The 16,230-nt window shown below is 70.2% G+C and carries 13 protein-coding genes; 7 read left to right on the top strand and 6 right to left on the bottom strand.

What is annotated here, in order from left to right:
- The first annotated feature begins 3 nt into the window (after nt 1-3).
- Nucleotides 4-1,491 (top strand): Asp-tRNA(Asn)/Glu-tRNA(Gln) amidotransferase subunit GatB, encoded by a 1,488-nt coding sequence (gatB, locus tag E9998_RS15405; protein ID WP_136530589.1) that lies wholly within the window; start codon nt 4-6, stop codon nt 1,489-1,491.
- Between the two features lie 335 nt (nt 1,492-1,826).
- Nucleotides 1,827-3,173: a magnesium transporter gene (gene mgtE / locus E9998_RS15400; protein WP_136530588.1), complete on the top strand. Its 1,347-nt coding sequence runs from the start codon at nt 1,827-1,829 to the stop codon at nt 3,171-3,173.
- A 52-nt stretch (nt 3,174-3,225) separates the two neighbouring features.
- Here the strand turns inward: mgtE and E9998_RS15395 are convergent, their stop codons facing one another.
- From E9998_RS15395 to E9998_RS15375, 5 genes are all read right to left on the bottom strand, one after another.
- Nucleotides 3,226-4,878, bottom strand: a complete 1,653-nt coding sequence (locus E9998_RS15395) for a CotH kinase family protein (RefSeq protein ID WP_204745466.1) — start codon at nt 4,876-4,878, stop codon at nt 3,226-3,228.
- Complete coding sequence (locus E9998_RS15390) at nt 4,878-5,561, bottom strand: DUF4956 domain-containing protein (protein ID WP_136530587.1); 684 nt, start codon at nt 5,559-5,561, stop codon at nt 4,878-4,880. The genes E9998_RS15395 and E9998_RS15390 overlap by 1 nt, the downstream gene beginning before the upstream one ends.
- An 18-nt stretch (nt 5,562-5,579) precedes the next feature.
- Complete coding sequence (locus E9998_RS15385; protein ID WP_136530586.1) at nt 5,580-6,425, bottom strand: polyphosphate polymerase domain-containing protein; 846 nt, start codon at nt 6,423-6,425, stop codon at nt 5,580-5,582.
- Nucleotides 6,426-6,522: 97 nt separating this feature from the next.
- On the bottom strand, nt 6,523-7,398 hold the full coding sequence (locus E9998_RS27230; RefSeq protein WP_476729802.1) for a metallophosphoesterase family protein: 876 nt from the start codon (nt 7,396-7,398) through the stop codon (nt 6,523-6,525).
- 828 nt (nt 7,399-8,226) lie between these two features.
- Nucleotides 8,227-9,378, bottom strand: a complete 1,152-nt coding sequence (locus E9998_RS15375; protein WP_136530584.1) for a PQQ-dependent sugar dehydrogenase — start codon at nt 9,376-9,378, stop codon at nt 8,227-8,229.
- 149 nt (nt 9,379-9,527) lie between these two features.
- Between E9998_RS15375 and E9998_RS15370 the strand changes: the two genes are divergently transcribed.
- Nucleotides 9,528-10,439 (top strand): 2-hydroxyacid dehydrogenase, encoded by a 912-nt coding sequence (locus E9998_RS15370; protein WP_136530583.1) that lies wholly within the window; start codon nt 9,528-9,530, stop codon nt 10,437-10,439.
- 2 nt (nt 10,440-10,441) lie between these two features.
- Here the strand turns inward: E9998_RS15370 and E9998_RS15365 are convergent, their stop codons facing one another.
- Nucleotides 10,442-10,948, bottom strand: coding sequence for a PH domain-containing protein (locus tag E9998_RS15365; protein ID WP_136530582.1), 507 nt, complete (start codon nt 10,946-10,948; stop codon nt 10,442-10,444).
- Between the two features lie 175 nt (nt 10,949-11,123).
- Here E9998_RS15365 and E9998_RS15360 point away from each other — a divergent pair, with 175 nt between their 5' ends.
- The 4 genes from E9998_RS15360 (at nt 11,124) to E9998_RS15345 (ending at nt 16,228) form a co-directional block, all read left to right on the top strand.
- Nucleotides 11,124-11,591 (top strand): hypothetical protein, encoded by a 468-nt coding sequence (locus E9998_RS15360; protein ID WP_136530581.1) that lies wholly within the window; start codon nt 11,124-11,126, stop codon nt 11,589-11,591.
- 409 nt (nt 11,592-12,000) lie between these two features.
- Complete coding sequence (locus E9998_RS15355) at nt 12,001-14,052, top strand: ABC transporter substrate-binding protein (RefSeq protein WP_136530580.1); 2,052 nt, start codon at nt 12,001-12,003, stop codon at nt 14,050-14,052.
- Between the two features lie 15 nt (nt 14,053-14,067).
- Nucleotides 14,068-15,063, top strand: a complete 996-nt coding sequence (locus E9998_RS15350; protein ID WP_136530579.1) for an ABC transporter permease — start codon at nt 14,068-14,070, stop codon at nt 15,061-15,063.
- Between the two features lie 7 nt (nt 15,064-15,070).
- The gene (locus E9998_RS15345) at nt 15,071-16,228 is read left to right on the top strand and encodes an ABC transporter permease (protein ID WP_136530578.1); all 1,158 of its coding nucleotides are present in this window, start codon (nt 15,071-15,073) and stop codon (nt 16,226-16,228) included.
- Nucleotides 16,229-16,230 lie beyond the last annotated feature (2 nt).

Below are 16,230 nucleotides of genomic sequence, written 5' to 3'. Positions count from 1 at the left end.
CACGTGACCAAATTGAACACCTTCGAGCAGGCCGTCGAGACCTACGAGCCCGTCCTCGGCCTCGAGACCCACATCGAACTCGACACGCGCACCAAGATGTTCTGCGGCTGCGCCACCGCCTTCGGCGCCGAGCCGAACACGCAGGTCTGCCCGGTGTGCCTGGCCCTGCCCGGCGCCCTGCCGGTCGCCAACCGCGCCGCCGTCGAGGCCACCATCAAGATCGGCCTCGCGCTCAACTGCCGCATCGCCGAGTGGACCCGCTTCGCCCGCAAGAACTACTTCTACCCGGACATGCCGAAGAACTTCCAGACCAGCCAGTACGAGGAGCCCCTCTGCGAGGAGGGCTTCGTCGAGGTCGTCGTGGAAGGCGAGACCTACCGGGTCGAGATCGAGCGCGTCCACCTCGAAGAGGACACCGGCAAGACCCTCCACGTCGGCGGCGCCACCGGCCGCATCCACGGCGCCACCGAGTCCCTCGTGGACTACAACCGGGCGGGCATCCCGCTCGTGGAGATCGTCACCAAGCCCGTCCCCGGGACCGGCGCGCTCGCCCCCGAGGTCGCCCGCGCCTACACCGCCGAGCTGCGCGACATCGTCCGCTCCCTCGGTGTCTCCGATGTCCGCATGGAGCAGGGCTCCCTGCGCTGCGACGTCAACCTCTCGCTGAACCGGCCCGGCGAGGAGTGGGGCACCCGTACCGAGACGAAGAACGTCAACTCGCTGCGCTCGGTCGAGCGGGCCGTGCGCTACGAGGTGCGCCGCCAGTCCGCGCTCCTGGACTCCGGCGAGCGGATCTTCCAGGAGACCCGCCACTTCCACGAGGCCACCGGCGAGACCAGTCCCGGCCGCTCCAAAGAGGAGGCCACCGACTACCGGTACTTCCCCGAGCCCGACCTGGCCGTCATGGAGCCCTCCCGCGAGTGGGTCGAGGAGCTGCGCGCCTCGCTCCCCGAGCTCCCGCGCAAGCGCCGCGAGCGCCTCCAGGCCGCATGGGCCCTGGGGGACAAGGAGATGCAGTCGGTGGTCAACGCCGACGCCGTCGACCTCATCGAGGCCACCATCGCCGCCGGGGCCGGCGCCGCCGGCGCCGTCAAGTGGTGGCTCGGCGAACTCTCCCGCCACGCCAACGAGACCGGCGACGAGCTCGCCGCCCTCGCCGTCACGCCCGCCCAGGTCGCCGAACTCCAGGGCATGGTGGACGACGGCCGCCTCAACGACAAGCTCGCCCGCCAGGTCATCGACGGCGTCCTCGCCGGCGAGGGCTCCCCGGCCGAGGTCGCCGCCGCGCGCGGCCTCGAAGTCGTCTCCGACACCGGCGCCCTCGAGACCGCCGTGGACGAGGCCATCGCCGCCAACCCCGCCGTCGCCGACAAGATCCGCGGCGGCACCCACGCCGCCGCCGGCGTCCTCATCGGCGCCGTCATGAAGGCCACCAAGGGCCAGGCCGACGCGGCCACGGTCCGTCAGATCATCCTGGACAAGCTGAGCTAGTCCACCACAGCGAGGGCCGGATCGACAGATCCGGCCCTTTCGCGTTCACTGTCCGTTCAGTCCCGGTGTGAGCTGCGAGTCTCTGGGAACCCCAGGAAGCGATGTTGTTCACATGGGAGGGGTACCCTGAAGCGGCCAGACGCACTGCGACCCGAGGAGGTGAGGGCCATGGGCGACGACCCCGGATCTAGTCGAGATACCGACGTGTTCTTCCCATTTTCCTTTCACCGTGCCTCGCGCCCTCTTATCGTGAAGCGGGCGACCTGACCTGCGCGTATCTACTGACGCGAGGTGAGCGGCACGGCCCTTTCCTCGTGTTAGGAGGCGGCTGACGCATGGCAACGACCATTCAGCCCATCTCGCCCGCGGCGGTGGACGAACTCGCGGCGCTCCGTCTGGAACTCGCCGACACCTCGACCGTCGAACTCGCCGAAGAACTGCCCCGCATGGACCTGGCCGAACAGGCACTCCGGTTCCGGCTGCTCCACAAGGACCGCGCGCTCGCCGTCTTCGAGGAGCTCGACCCCGTCCACCAGCAGGAGCTGCTCGACGGGCTCAAGACCGACTTCGTGCGCGAGCTGCTGGAGTCGATGGAGACCGACGACCGGGCCAAGCTCTTCGACGAGATGCCCGCCAAGGTCGCGACCCGGTTCCAGTCCCAGCTCAGCGCCTCCGACCGGCGCACCACCGCGCAGCTGCTGGGCTACGAGCCCGAGTCCGCCGGGCGCATCATGACCCCCGACTACGTGTCGCTGCGCGCGTCGATGACCGCCGCGGCGGCCATCGAGCGGATCAGGCACCTGCGCGAGCGCCCCCGCCACCTCGACGTCCTTCCCGTGGTCGACGGGCACCGGAAGCTCCTCGGCACCGTCACCCTCGCCGACCTCGTCAGCGCCGACCCCGACACGCTCGTCACCGACCTCATCGCCGACGAGCACTACCAGGTCTCCACCGACACCGACCAGGAGGAGGCCGCCCGCCTCATCCAGGAGGCGAACCTCATCGCGCTCGCCGTGGTCGACCACGAGGAGCGCCTCGTCGGGATGATCACCTGGGACGACGCCATGGAGGTCCTGGAGGCCGAGGACACCGAGGACGCGGTCCGCGCCGGCGGTTCCGAGCCCCTGGAGCGGCCCTACCTCTCGGCGGGCGTGTTCATGCTCGCGCGCAAACGCGCGGTGTGGCTGCTGGTCCTGGCAGTCTCCGCCTCGCTCACGGTGACGGTGCTCAACTACTACGAGACCTACCTCGCCAACGTCACGGTCCTCGCGGTCTTCATCTCGCTGCTGACCGGCACCGGCGGGAACTCCGGCTCGCAGGCCTCGGTGACGATCATCCGCGCCATGGCCGTCGGCGAGGTCCGCTTCTCCGACGCCTTCCGAATCACCTGGCGCGAGTCGCGCGTGGGCTTCCTGCTCGGCGTCATGCTCGCGGCCGTGGGCGGTCCCGTCGTCGGGTTCGTCTACGGCTGGGACATAGGGCTCATCATCGCCCTGACGCTCCTGGTCATCTGCACCTGGTCGACGTTCGTCGGCTCGCTGCTGCCGCTGGTGGCGAAGAAGGTGGGCATCGACCCGGCCCTCGTCTCGGCCCCGATGGTCTCGACCCTGTGCGATGCCACGGGCCTGCTCATCTACTTCTCGGTCGCCGCCCTGGTCCTCGGTCCGGTCCTGACCGGCTGAAGCGCGAACGGAGGGCCCCTGACGCCGTGCCGCGTCAGGGGCCCTCCCGTTTCTACCGCGCGAGTTCTCCGGCGAGGAACTCGGTGCGCTGCTGGACGATCGAGGCCAGCGACTCGGCCGAGGACGCGGCGTCCGCGCCGTTCAGCTCCGCGGCCGCCTGCGCGGTCGCCACGGCGTCGAGCGCGGCGCCCGAGGCCAGCAGCGAGTCGTACAGCCCCAGGTAGGCGGCGTCGTACTCGTCCTGGAACGCCTCGGACGCGAGGAACCGCTCCTTGAGCTCGTTGCCGCCCATGCCCCCGAACCCGCCGTCCTCGCCGCCGGGCATCTGACCGCCTTCAGGGAACTCCATGCCTTCGGGCATCTCCATGCCCTCCGGCATCTGGCCGCCCCCAGGGAACTCCATCCCCTCCGGCATCTCGCCGCCTTCGGCCGCGCCCTCGGGCGCCTCGCCTTCGGCGCCCTCCTGCCCGCCGCCGAAGCCGCCCCCGCCCATGCCGCCGAGCGAGGCGGTGTCCTCGGGCGAGAGGTCGGCGCTCTGGAGCGTCAGGTCCACGTCCCAGGTCAGGATCGAGATGAGCCCGGTCTCGAAGTCGTACCAGAGGTAGTAGTTCTGACCCGGCCCGGCCATGTCGTCGCCGTTCGCGACGAGGTTCTGGAACGCCGTGTAGGCCGCGAACGACTCGACGTCGACCCAGTCGCCCAGCTCCGCGTCGAAGGTCGCGTCGTCGGCCTCGCCCAGCCACTCCAGGAAGTCGATGAGCGGCTGCGCGTCGTAGGAGCCCTCCATGCTCAACTGCTTGAAGTCGTCCTCGTACTCCTCGGGGTCGGCGCCCTGGTACGTGAACGAACCGGTCGACAGCGCCTTGTAGAGCACCCCGGCGTCCTCCCCGTACTCGTCCTCGGCCCAGGTCACGTCCATGATGTCCACGACCCGGCGCGTCACGGCCTCGCCGCCGTTCACCGACACCGTCGAATAGGTCCAGTCGTACGAGGACCGGCCGCTCGCCTCCAGCAGCTCCAGCGTCACGGCCTCGTTCAGCGAGGTCCCCTCGCCGCCGCCGCCCATCGACGAGTCCACCCGCAGACTGATCTGCCTGTTGCCCTGGTAGACCTGCCCGTCGACGTACTTCGAGAAGTCCACCAGCCACGGCAGCCCCTCGGGGTCGTCGAGGCTGAGCGTCGAACCGCCCATGCCGCCGGGGAACTCCATGCCCTCGGGCATCTCGCCGTCCTCGGGCGCCGCCATGCCTTCGGGCAACTCCATGCCCTCCGGCATCTCGCCGCCCCCGGGGAAGCCGCCCTCCTCGCCGCCCGCCGACATGCCGCCGCCGAGCGCCGAGAGCGTCGAGTTGCCCTTCAACCGGATGCCGACGTCATGGACGGTGACGCCGTCGATCGTGACGTCGGCCTTGATCCAGCCCTTCTCGCCGGAGTCCTCGAAGGCCTCGACCATCTCGTCGTAGTCGCCCTCGTCGTACGACAGCGAGATCTCGTGCGCCACCGACGTGTCGAACAGGTCCACGTCGTTCCCCACGTCGTTCGTGACCACGAAACCCTCGTTCGCGTCGGAGTACACCAGCGCGGTCGCCCGCACGGTCCCGACGACGAGGACGAGGACCGCGACGAGCCCGACCGACCCCGCGATGAGCCTCCAGTGGTGGCGCAGCCGCACCGGGATGCGGTGCCGCAGGCTTCCGGCCGCCACTACAGGTCCGTCTGGTCGTAACCGGTCAGCACGGTCACCTGCTGGCCCGCGGTCACGTCGCGCAGCTCGCCGAGGAGCCCGGCCGGTGTCCTGCCCTTCTTGAGGCGCACGGTGTACGTGGTCTCGATCAGGGCGCCGCCGCGAATCGTCTCCATGCTCACCTGCTCGAACTCGTCGGTGTTGCGGATGAGCACGTCGTCGATGCGGCCGGTGTAGTCCTCGTCGGTCGGCACGTGGACCTTGACGACCTGGCGCTGCACGTTGTGGTGGAACCAGTTGAAGCGGTGCATGATGAGCAGCACCAGGCACACCACGACGGTGGCGATGATCGCCAGCAGGTAGAACCGGGTGCCGCAGGCCATGCCCACGCCCATCACCAGGAAGATGTACCCGACGTCGCGGGTCTCCTTGAGGGCGTTGCGGAACCGGATGATCGAGAGCGCGCCGACGAGCGCGAAGGCCCGCGCCACGTTCGAGCCGACGATGAGCATGATCACCGAGATGACCAGGCCCATGACGATGAGGGTCTGCACATAGGACTGGCTGTAGGAGACGTTCTGGTGCGTGCGGCGGTAGACGACGCCGATCGCGCAGCTGAGGATGAAGGAGAGGGTCAGCGAGATGGCGATGTCCGCCACGCTGAACTCCGCGGAGAGGTCGTTGAAACCGGTGAGGAAGTCCATGGTCGCTTTCTGTTTCGGTTAGAGGGAAGCGGTCGCTTCGGCCCTGGAGCGGACCGAGTGGTCGTCCTCGGTCGGGACGTGGAACACCGAGCGCGGGGCCAGCCCGTGCGCCTCGATGCTCTGGCAGTACTTGGAGATGCGCACGACGGACATGCCCAGGCGCGCGGCCGTGTCGGTGACCCAGTACGGGACCCGTTCGTTGGCCTTGACCTCCACGACCGCCTTGTGCGGCGGGATGATGAGCCGGTTCTCGACCTCGGCGCCCAAGTGGAAGTCGCGGTCGCGCCCGCGCACCCGGTGGTCGAGGGTGACGCGCAGGCCCAGGTCGGCGTCCGAGCCGAGGTAGGCCTCGCGCTGGTAGGCGGTGATCGCGGTGGGCCGCAGCCCGTGGCCCTCGACCAGGCCGAGGACCTCCTCCAGGAACGCCCGCTGCTCGGGGGCGTGATCGATGAGGACCGCGTCGTCGCACAGGCGGCGGGCGAGCCGGTAGGGGACGCGGACGCGGCGTTTCTGCGTCACGCGGTTGACCCGCTGCTTGATCTCCAGGTACACCGGCGAGTCGTCGGTGAGGTCGCCGCGCTCGCCGTAGGCGCGCACGCGCAGCTTGCGGCGGAAGCGCAGGCCCTCGATCTTCTCCCAGTAGTACCGCAGCGAGGGCGAGTCGTAGTACAGGCTCGCGACGGGGTAGCCGCCGCGGCGCGTGTACGGGTCGGCCTCCATGCGCGCGGCCAGTTCCTCGCGCAGCCGCGGCACGTCCTCGTAGGAGAGGAGGTACTTGATCTCGAACCGGTTGAACGAGTGCAGTGCGCTGGCGGTGCGGCGCAGGTCGCCGGGCTCGGCGGGGGGTGCGTCGGGTCCGCTCATCGGCGCTCCTTTCGATCGGGAACGCGACGAGTCAAGCCCGGTCCGCTTGAAGTGAACCCGGGGTGAACTCAGGATCGGCTCGGAGTCGAGCCGCCCGTCAGTCCTGCGGCGGCGGGGAGGTCTCGGCCCCGTCCTGGAGTTCGGCGTCGTCGACCTGGTCTTCGGTCGGGATGACCGTGCGGTCGAGGGTCACGTTTTTTAATGATACGGCGANCTGGTCTTCGGTCGGGATGACCGTGCGGTCGAGGGTCACGTCGGTCTGGCCGACGGCGCCCACCGAGATCGAGTCGTAGGCGGTGAGCGCCTTGGTGACGGGGTCGAAGTAGAGGACGTCCATCTCCATGCGGACGTCGTCGCCGCTCTCGAACGCCCGCAGCCCGGCCGCGCCGGTCGAGCCCTCGACCATGAGGGTGGTGCCCTCGCCGAGGTCCTGGACGGCCCGCGCGTGCGTGTGCCCGGCGAGGACCAGCGGCACCACGCCGGTGAGCGGGACGGCCATCGGCGGTTCGTGGACCATCGCCACGTCGGCGCCGCCGGCGGCCTCGATCGCCTCCGCGAGCCGCTGCCCCGACTCCTCCAGCATGAGCTGGGCGTACTCGCTGCTGGGCTGCGCGCCCTTGTCGGGGGTGAACCGCGGGTCGGCGACGCCGGCGAAGCGCAGGCCGGCGATCTCCTGGACCTCGCCGTCGAGCACGATCACGTTGTCGTAGGCGGCGAGCGCGGCGACGGTGGTGGCCGAGTCGTGGTTGCCCTTGACGAACACGTACGGCACGTCGATCTGCTCGACGCCCTGGGAGAAGATCGCGGCCTCCTGCTCCGAGCCCCAGTCGTTCATGTCGCCGGTGTCGGCGACGGCGTCGATGTCGAACTGGTCGACCACCGACTCCATGAGGTGCCACGCGGACGGGTTGAGGTGGAGGTCGGAGACGTGCAGGATCCGAATCGAGTCGTCCTGGATGCCCAGCTGCGGCATGTTCATCGCGAGCGCGTAGAACTGCGAGATGTTGGTGACGAACTTCTGGAGGTTCGCCACGTACTCCTCGTAGTTCTGGGCGATGTCCTCGGCGTTGCCGACCACGCTGGGGGCGTACGCGAGCAGGCCTTCGTAGCGCGGCTGCGAGATCGACTCGGCGCGCATGGTCGCGGCGGCGTAGCCGACGAGCCCGGCCGTCACCGCCAGTGCGGTGACGCCGGTCAGGAGGGTGCGGCGCATGTTGCGGAACGCCAAGGCCCCCACGAGGAGCCCGCACAGGGTGACGATCGCGAGCGCTTCGATGGCGACGCGGGTGACCGCGTCGGCGACGTCGGAGGCGAGGCTCTCGGAGGCGGAGGTGACGCCGCCGGGGGTGTTGATGATGGACTGGGCCGCGATCGGGTCGACCGAGTCGAGTTTGAGGTTGAGGCCGACCGGGCCGTCGTGGCTGTCGAAGACGACCTTGCCGAGCGGGGGGATGTTGACGATGGTCTCGCCGTGGACGTCGGGGTGCAGCGCCACGGTGGTCTCGAACGGGCCGATGTCGGCCTTGGTGCCGCCCACGAGGGCCAGGCCGCCCGCGGCCGCGGCGGTGCCGACGGCGAGGATCGCCAGGCCCATCGCGGCCTTCCGCGCCCCCTTGGACTCCCGCAGCCGCGAGCCGAACGATCGCGTGCGGCGCCATGCGCCGGTCGCGGCGCGCCCGGTCGCGCGTGCGGCGTCCCGGATGCGCCGCGTGGCCGTGGGACGGTCGTTCATGTGGAGCCCTCCTCGTCGCGGGACCGCGTCGGTGTCCGCCCGGGCCGCTCCCGCGGCGGCCCCCTCCTTCTATACCCTGCCCTGGGCCGCGTAACTCGTCGCGAACCGGATGATCCGGTCGTCGGTCTCGTCGGCGGTGCAGCCGCGCTCCTCGACGCAGCGGCCGTCGCGGTTGGAGGTCGTCACCCAGAGCATCCCGTCGGGGCCCGTGGCGACCGATCGTAGTCGACCGAACTCGGCGACGAGCGTCGCTTGGGGCTCGCCGTCGACCGCGCCGGACTGGTCGAACTGGACGATCCACAGGCGCTGCCCGCGCAGGCAGGCGGTGACGAGGGTGTCCTCGACGAACACCGCTCCGGCGCAGGAGGCCTCGAAGGGCTCCCAGGAGACGACCGGGTCGAGGTAGTCGACGCCGGTGCCGGCGCCCTCGAAGTAGGGCCAGCCGTAGTTGCCGCCCGGTTCGATGCGGTTGACCTCGTCGGCGAAGTCCTGGCCGAACTCGGTGGCGTAGAGGGCGCCGGCGGAGTCCCAGGCGAGGCCCTCGATGTTGCGGTGGCCGAGGGAGTAGACGGGGGAGTCGGGGTCGGGGTTGTCCTCGGCGGGCTCGCCGTCGGGGGTGAGGCGGAGGATCTTGCCGGCGAGGGACTCGGGGTCCTGGGCGTCGTCGCCGTTCCCGGCGTCGCCGGTGGAGGCGTAGAGGAGGCCGTCGGGCCCGAACTCGAGGGCGCCGCCGTTGTGGTTGGGGCCCGAGGGGATGCCGGTGAGGACCGGTTCGGGGTCGTTCTCGCCGGTGAGGTCGAGGCGGGCGATCCGGTTGTCCTCGTCGGTCGTGTAGTACGCGTAGACGGCGTGGTCCTCGGCGTAGTCGGGGGAGACGGCGAGGCCGAGGAGGCCGCCTTCGCCGGCGTCGTCGACCTCGACGGTGAGCAGCTCCTCGGGCGCTCCGGGCGTGCCGTCCTCGGCGAGGGTGATGGACAGGAGGCGCCCGGTGGCGCGCTCGCCGACGAGGGCGGTGCCGTCGGGGAGGAAGTCGAGGCCCCAGGGGACTTCGAGGCCCTCGGCGACGACGTCCATGTACGTGGCGGGCGCTTCGGGCGCGCTCGACGGGGTCGGGAGGTTCGGGGGGTCGCCGGCCTCGGGCTCGGGCGGCTCGCCGAAGGAGCACGAGGCGAGCGTGAGGGCGGCGGCGGTGGCCGTCGCGGCCGAGAGCAACCTGCGCATGGCCCAAGCCTATAGGCCGGGGCCGACGCCCGCGCCCGCCCCGATCCGGCCCGGGCCCCGCTCCGTCGCGAGGCCTTGCGGCCCAGCCGTTCCCGGCGCCCCCACCGGGCCCGATACCGGTTGCCAAGGCGTCGATTACCCTGGTCCCCGTGAAGGTTTGGATCGCGCATGAGGAAGGGCGCGCCCTGCTCGGGCCGCTGCCCGAGGGCGTCGAGGTCGAGGTCTACGACGGGCGCGGGGACTACCCCTCCGACCCCGCGTCGGTGGCGTTCTGGGTGCCGCCGTTCCTGGCGCAGTCGAAGGTCACCACCCCGCTGCGGGACATGACCGGCCTCAAGGCCGTTCAGCTCCTCAGCGCCGGTGCGGAGGTGTGGGTCCACGCGATGCCGCCCGGTGTCGCACTGTGCGACGCCCGCGGCGTCCACACCGCGGTGACCGCCGAGTGGACGGTGGGCGCGGTGATCGCCTCGATGCGCGGCTTCGACGTGTTCGCGCGCAAGCAGACCCGCCACGAGTGGAAGGTCGAGTGGACGACCACCGTCGTCGGCAGGCGCGTCCTCGTCGTCGGCGCGGGGGACATCGGCGAGCGCGTGGCGACCGTGCTGGCCGCGCTCGGCGCCGAGGTCGAGAAGGCCGCGCGGCGCGCCCGGCCCGGCGTCCACCCGATCGAGGCGGTGGAGGGCCTGCTGCCGGACTTCGACGTGGTGGTCCTCACCCTGCCGCTCACCGATGCGACGCGCGGGATGGTCGACGCGAAGTTCCTGGCGCGCATGAAGGACGGCGCGCTCCTGGTGAACGCCGCGCGCGGCCCGATCGTGGACACCGACGCGCTGGTCGCCGAGGTCGCCTCGGGGAGGCTGCGGTGCGCGGTGGACGTGGTGGACCCCGAGCCGCTCCCGGCCGGGCATCCGCTGTGGGACCTGGAGGGCGCGCTCATCACCCCGCACGCGGGTGCCTCGGTGGACGGCACGATCGAGCGCGCGTACGCGCCGGTGGGGCCGCAGATCCGCCGCTTCGCGGCGGGGGAGCCGCTGGCGAACCTCGTCGCCGACGGGTACTGACCTCAGTCGCGCAGCTCCTGGCCGCCGATCCTGAGGACCTGCGGCAGGTTCTCGGGCTTGAGCGGGTCGAGGCGCACCTGGGACTGGTCGTCCAGTATGGCCGCGACGCCGTCGTCGCCGGTCGCGAAGCCGTCGATGTGCTCCCACTCGATGACGCGGCTGGTGAACATGCCGCGCACGGCGATGCCCTCGGCGGTGACGTCGATCCCCGAGCGCCAGGCCCAGATCGAGATCGCCACGGGGGCGCACAGGAGGACCGCGCCGAGCACCGCCGAGACCGCGCCCCAGACCGGCTGCTCGACCATGAGCGCCAGGGCAAGGGGTGCGACGGTGAGCCAGGCGACGAACGCGGCGCCGGTGATCGCGGCGGACCGGCGCACCCGCAGCCGCCGCCGGGGCGCGGCACGGTTGGACGAGGCACTGTCCGGCGAAGCGCTGTCCGGCGAGGCACTGTCCGGCACGGGACGGTCGGGCGCGTCGTTGCTCGTCTCGGGTCCAGCGGTCGTCATGCACCAAGCCTGACACACCCGAACGCGTGAGCCGCAGCGTGTCTGGTCCGGTATCTGTCGGATTGTCGCTTGACGTACGCGCTCAGCGTGGCACGATCACCTCAACGGCAGCGGAACGAGCCTGGTGGGGGTGGTTGTGGCCGTCAAGATCACATTCCGTCCGACGACGCGTCAGGTGATCGGCCGCGCCCTCTTCCTCGCCTGCCTCGCCGTGGCGGCGGCCCTCGTGCCCGCCGTGCTGTACATGCTCGCCGTCGGCCACTGGTACCACCTGACGCTGCTGGGGCTCTTCGCCGTCGCGGCGGCGGTCGCGTTCGCGGTGGCCTACGCGGGCGCCCGCAGGCGCGGGGTCGTCCTCGACGAGCGAGGGATGCACCCGCTGGGCTTCGAACGCGACGGCGCCCAAGGCCGTCCCGAGCGGTTCGCGGCCTGGACCGACGTGGCCGACATCCGCGCCGAGCGCCGCGCCGGGCGGACCGTCCCCGTCGTCTACCTCAACGACCCCCGGCAGCGGCCGTGGCGCCTCCAGGCTCCCTACTCGGGCCGCGCCATGTCGGCCGACGCCGCGCTCGACGAGAAGATCTTCGTGATGCGCAGCCTCTGGGAGGGCTATCGGCGGGGGCTCCCGCCGCGCCGGTCGTGAAACGGCCCAGCCCGATCGCCCTGAAACTGAAACGGTTCAGCCGGTCGCCGGGCCCTCCTCAAGAGAGGTCCGCACTTCATCGCGCCGAGTGCGCGAAACTTCCGAAACTGTTCACCATCCAAAGTGTGGTATGCGATTGCCATTCGTGATCCGATCGTGACCTCTGTGGCGACTTACCAGCCTTGACGCTGTTTTGGTGTTGCCGTAGTCTCACCGCTATTACCGAAAGTTTTCGGAACTGTTCCGGAAACGACGCAACAGTTTCGGTACTCGGCGCGGTCGTGCAGGACCCCGCCGGACCCCCAGCCTCGGCGAAGCCTGCGAGCCGTACATGAGCACGGCGAGCCTGCCACCCCAGATCTGCATGACGGCCGCCCCGGCCGTGCGACCACGGAAGGAGCGCTCACCGATGAGCACTCAGCAGCCCCGACCCGACCACGCCGTGACGAACCCCGAACCCCCGCGCACCGGCGTCTTCAACTGGGACCCCTCCCTCAGCCGCCGTGGACTCGTCCTCACCGGCGCCGCCGCCGTCACCGCCTCGGCGGCCGGCTGCTCCTGGTTCTCCACCGACCCCGAGGGCGAAGGCGCCGCGGGCGGCGACAAGGGCCTCGAGGCCCCGATGCTCGCCGAGCGCGTCGAAGCCGGCGACCTCCCCCCGGTCGAGGAGCGACTCCCCAAGGAGCCCCTCGTCATCAAGGTCGCTGAATCCATGGGCGCCTACGGCGGCACCTGGAACACCGCGATCACCGGCGCCGCCGACGGCCCCTGGCTGTGGCGCACCATCAACGACGGGCACCTCCTCGAACGCTCCCGCGACTGGTCCGAGATCCGCATGAACGTCGCCTCCGCGTTCGAGGCCAACGAGGACGCCTCCGAGTTCACCATCACCCTGCGCGAAGGGATCAAGTGGTCGGACGGCACGCCGCTGACCACCGCCGACGTCGACTTCGCCTACAACAACGTCGCGCTCAACCCCGACCTGACCCAAGGCGTCCCGACCGAGCTGTGCTCCATCGACGGCACGCCGGTCGAACTGGAGATCGTCGACGACTTCACCTTCGTCGTCAAGTTCAACAGCCCCAAGCCCCTCTTCCGCGACGACATGGCCGCCGGCACCTCCGGCCAGCGCTTCACCATGTACCCGCGCCACTACCTGGAGCAGTTCCACCTCGACTTCAACGAGAACGCCGACCAGGAGTCCCTCGACGAGGGCTTCGACGGCTGGGTCGCCCGCTTCACCTCCAAGGGCAACCTCTGGAACTTCCTGTGGGAGAACGCCGACCTGCCGACCCTCCTGCCGTGGAGCTGCAAGAAGCCCATCTCCGACGCCGACTACGCCCAGTTCGAGCGCAACCCCTACTACTGGAAGGTCGACGAGGAGGGCTCCCAGCTGCCCTACCTCGACGAGGTGCGGTTCAACATCATCGCCGACGTCGAGACCATGTTCGCCCACGCGATCAACGGCGACTACCAGTTCCACTCGCGACACTTCAACGACAACGCCCACCGCGCCGATGCCGTGGACGGCGAGGCGAACGGCGACTACACCGTCGTCGACCTCGACTCGACCTACTCCAGCGACATGAACCTCGCGTTCAACATGAACCACCGCGACGCCGGACTGCGGAAGGTCTTCAGCGACAAGCAGTTCCGCATCGCCATGTCCCACGCGATCGACCGCCAGGAGCTCATCGACGTCCTGTGGAACCGCGTCGGCGAACCCGCCCAGGCCGCCCCGCGGCCCGAGTCCCGGTTCTACGACGAGGCCTTCGACACCCAGTACACCGAGTTCGACCCCGACCTGGCGAACCAGACCCTCGACGACGCCGGCTACACCACCGGCTCCGACGGCGTCCGCGAGTCCGCCGACGGCACCCGCCTCGAGTTCACCGTGATCGTCGCCGACGACGCCCTCCTGGGCACCGTCTGGGTCAACGCCCTCGACATGATCCTGGACATGTGGGCCGCGGTCGGCGTCAAGCTCAACATCGGCGGCCAGCCGCGCGAGAACTGGCAGAACCTCGTCAACGAGTTCGACTACGACCTCACCGTGTGGACCGGCGACGGCGGCTACATCGACGAGACCATCTCCGTCTACTGGTACATGGCCGCAGGCCCCGGCGGCGGCTCGTTCTTCGGCCGCCAGTGGTCCGAGCAGTACACCCTCGGCACCACCCAGGAGGCCATGGTCGCCGAGCCGCCCGCGTTCATCACCGAGCAGTGGGACCTCTACGACCAGCTCAAGGCCGAGCCCGACGAGGCGGCGCGCGACGAGATCTTCAAGCAGATCCTCGCGATCGCCAAGGAGGAGTTCCTCGCCATCGGCACCGTCCGCGGCCAGGGCGCCTGGGCCGTGGTCGCCAACGCGCTCAAGAACACCGGCGGCGCGATGCCCGAGAACCCCACCTACGGGACGCCCGGCCCCGCCGCGCCCGAGCAGTGGTACCTCGAAGCCTAGCCTGAGGGAAGCACAGTGGTTCGATACCTGGGTCGCCGCGTCCTGTACATGGCGGCGACGCTGCTGGCGATCTCGCTGGTGGTGTTCGTCATCATCAACCTGCCGCCGGGCGACTTCGTGACGGCCCTCCAGGCCAAGTACAACCAGCAGGGCCAGGGCCTGGGCCCGCAGGACGTGGAGAACCTGCGGGTCAGGTACGGGCTGGACGGCAACCTCGTCCAGCAGTACTGGCACTGGTTCACGCAGATCGCCGCCCACGGCAACCTGGGCATGTCCTTCGAGTTCGACAAGCCCGTCGCGCAGGTCATCGCCCCGCGCCTGGGCTGGACGCTCGCGGTCTCCCTCATCACCCTCCTGGTGACGTGGGCGCTGGCGTTCCCGATCGGCGTGTACTCGGCGGTCAAGCAGCACTCGATCGGCGACTACGCGGTGACCACCGTCGGCTTCCTGGGACTGGCCACCCCGAGCTTCCTGATCGCGCTGGTGTTCATCTACTTCAGCGTGACCTGGTTCGGGTCGGTCCCTTCGGGTCTGTGCTCGCCGGAGTGGTGCGACGCGGCCTGGAACCTCGGGAAGCTCCTGGACCTGTTCGGACACCTGTGGATTCCCATGATCGTCATCGGTACGGGCGGCGTCGCGGGACTGGTGCGGATCATCCGCAACAACCTGCTCGACGAGCTGCGCCGCCCGTACGTGACGGCCGCCCGCGCCCGCGGCGTCCCCGAGGGGCCGCTGCTGCGCCGCTACCCGCTGCGCGTGGCGCTCAACCCGTTCGTCTCCACGATCGGCTGGATCCTGCCGCTGCTGCTGGTCGGCGACATCGTCGTGGGCCAGATCCTGAGCCTGCCGACGCTGGGCCCGATCCTTTTGGGCGCGCTCAAGTCCCAGGACATGTACCTGGCCGGGTCGATCATCATGATCCTCAGCGTCGTCACCGTCATCGGCACGCTCATCTCGGACCTGCTGCTCGGCTGGCTCGACCCCCGCATCCGACTCGGACACCAGAGGTGATGGCCCGATGTCCATGAAGTCCGCGCCCGTGAACGACCCCGAGGGCGTCGCGCCCGCGACCGGCGGCGAGGAGCGGCGCACCCGCGCCTCCCAGCGCACGCTCGTGTGGTGGGCCTTCAAGAAGCACCGGCTGGCGCTCGTCTCGGCCTGGCTGCTCGCGGGGATGCTCATCGTCATCGCCCTGTGCGAGTTCGTCGCCCCCTTCGGCGACCGCCACCGCGACTCGGAGTACACCACGGCCCCGCCGCAGGTGCTGAAGCTGTGGGACACCGACGGGCCGGACGGCTTCCAGTGGGGGCTGCACGTCGACGGCTACACCTCCGAGCAGGACCCGCGCTCGCTGCGCATCACGTACGAGCCCGACCCGGCCGACCGCGTCGAGGTGGGCCTGTTCGTCAAGGGCGAGGAGTACGAGCTCTTCGGGCTCATCCCGATGGACCGGCACCTCATCGGCCCCAAGGACATGGACGACCCGATGTACCTGTTCGGGACGACGACCGACGGCCAGGACCTGCTGAGCCAGCTCGTGTACGCCACGCGCGTCTCGGCCTCGGTCGGCATCATCGGCGTGCTGGTGGCGTTCCTGCTCGGCATCGTGCTCGGCGCGGTCTCGGGCTACTTCGGCGGGGTCACCGACAACGCGGTGCAGCGCGTCATCGAGCTGATCATGTCCGTCCCGTCGATCCCGCTGTGGCTCGGCCTCGCCGCCGCGCTGCCGCCCGACATGGGGCCGGTCGCCCGGTACTTCATCATCACCACGATCCTCGCGCTCGTCGCGTGGACGGGGCTCGCCAGAGAGGTGCGGGGCCGGTTCCTGGCGCTGCGCTCGGAGGAGTTCGTGACCTCGGCGCGCCTCGACGGGTCCAGCCACGGGCGGATCATGTTCCGGCACATGCTCCCGTCGTTCTCCTCGCACGTCATCGCCGCGCTGTCGCTGTCGATCCCGGGCATGATCCTCGCCGAGACGGCGCTGTCGTGGCTGGGCATGGGCCTGCGCGCGCCGGCCGTCTCGTGGGGCGTGCAGCTCCAGGACGCCAGCAAGTGGAGCGTCCTCTCCGGAGCGCCGTGGCTGCTCATCCCGGGCCTCTGCGTGGTGCTCGTGGTCCTCGCGTTCAACTTCGTCGGCGACGGCCTCCGCGACGCCGCCGACCCGTACAAGCACTAGGT

The sequence above is a fragment of the Glycomyces paridis genome, assembly GCF_004912155.1.
Classification (GTDB): domain Bacteria; phylum Actinomycetota; class Actinomycetes; order Mycobacteriales; family Micromonosporaceae; genus Glycomyces; species Glycomyces paridis.
Note: the sequence above shows the minus strand (reverse complement) of the source record. Positions and strands in the feature narration are given on the sequence as shown.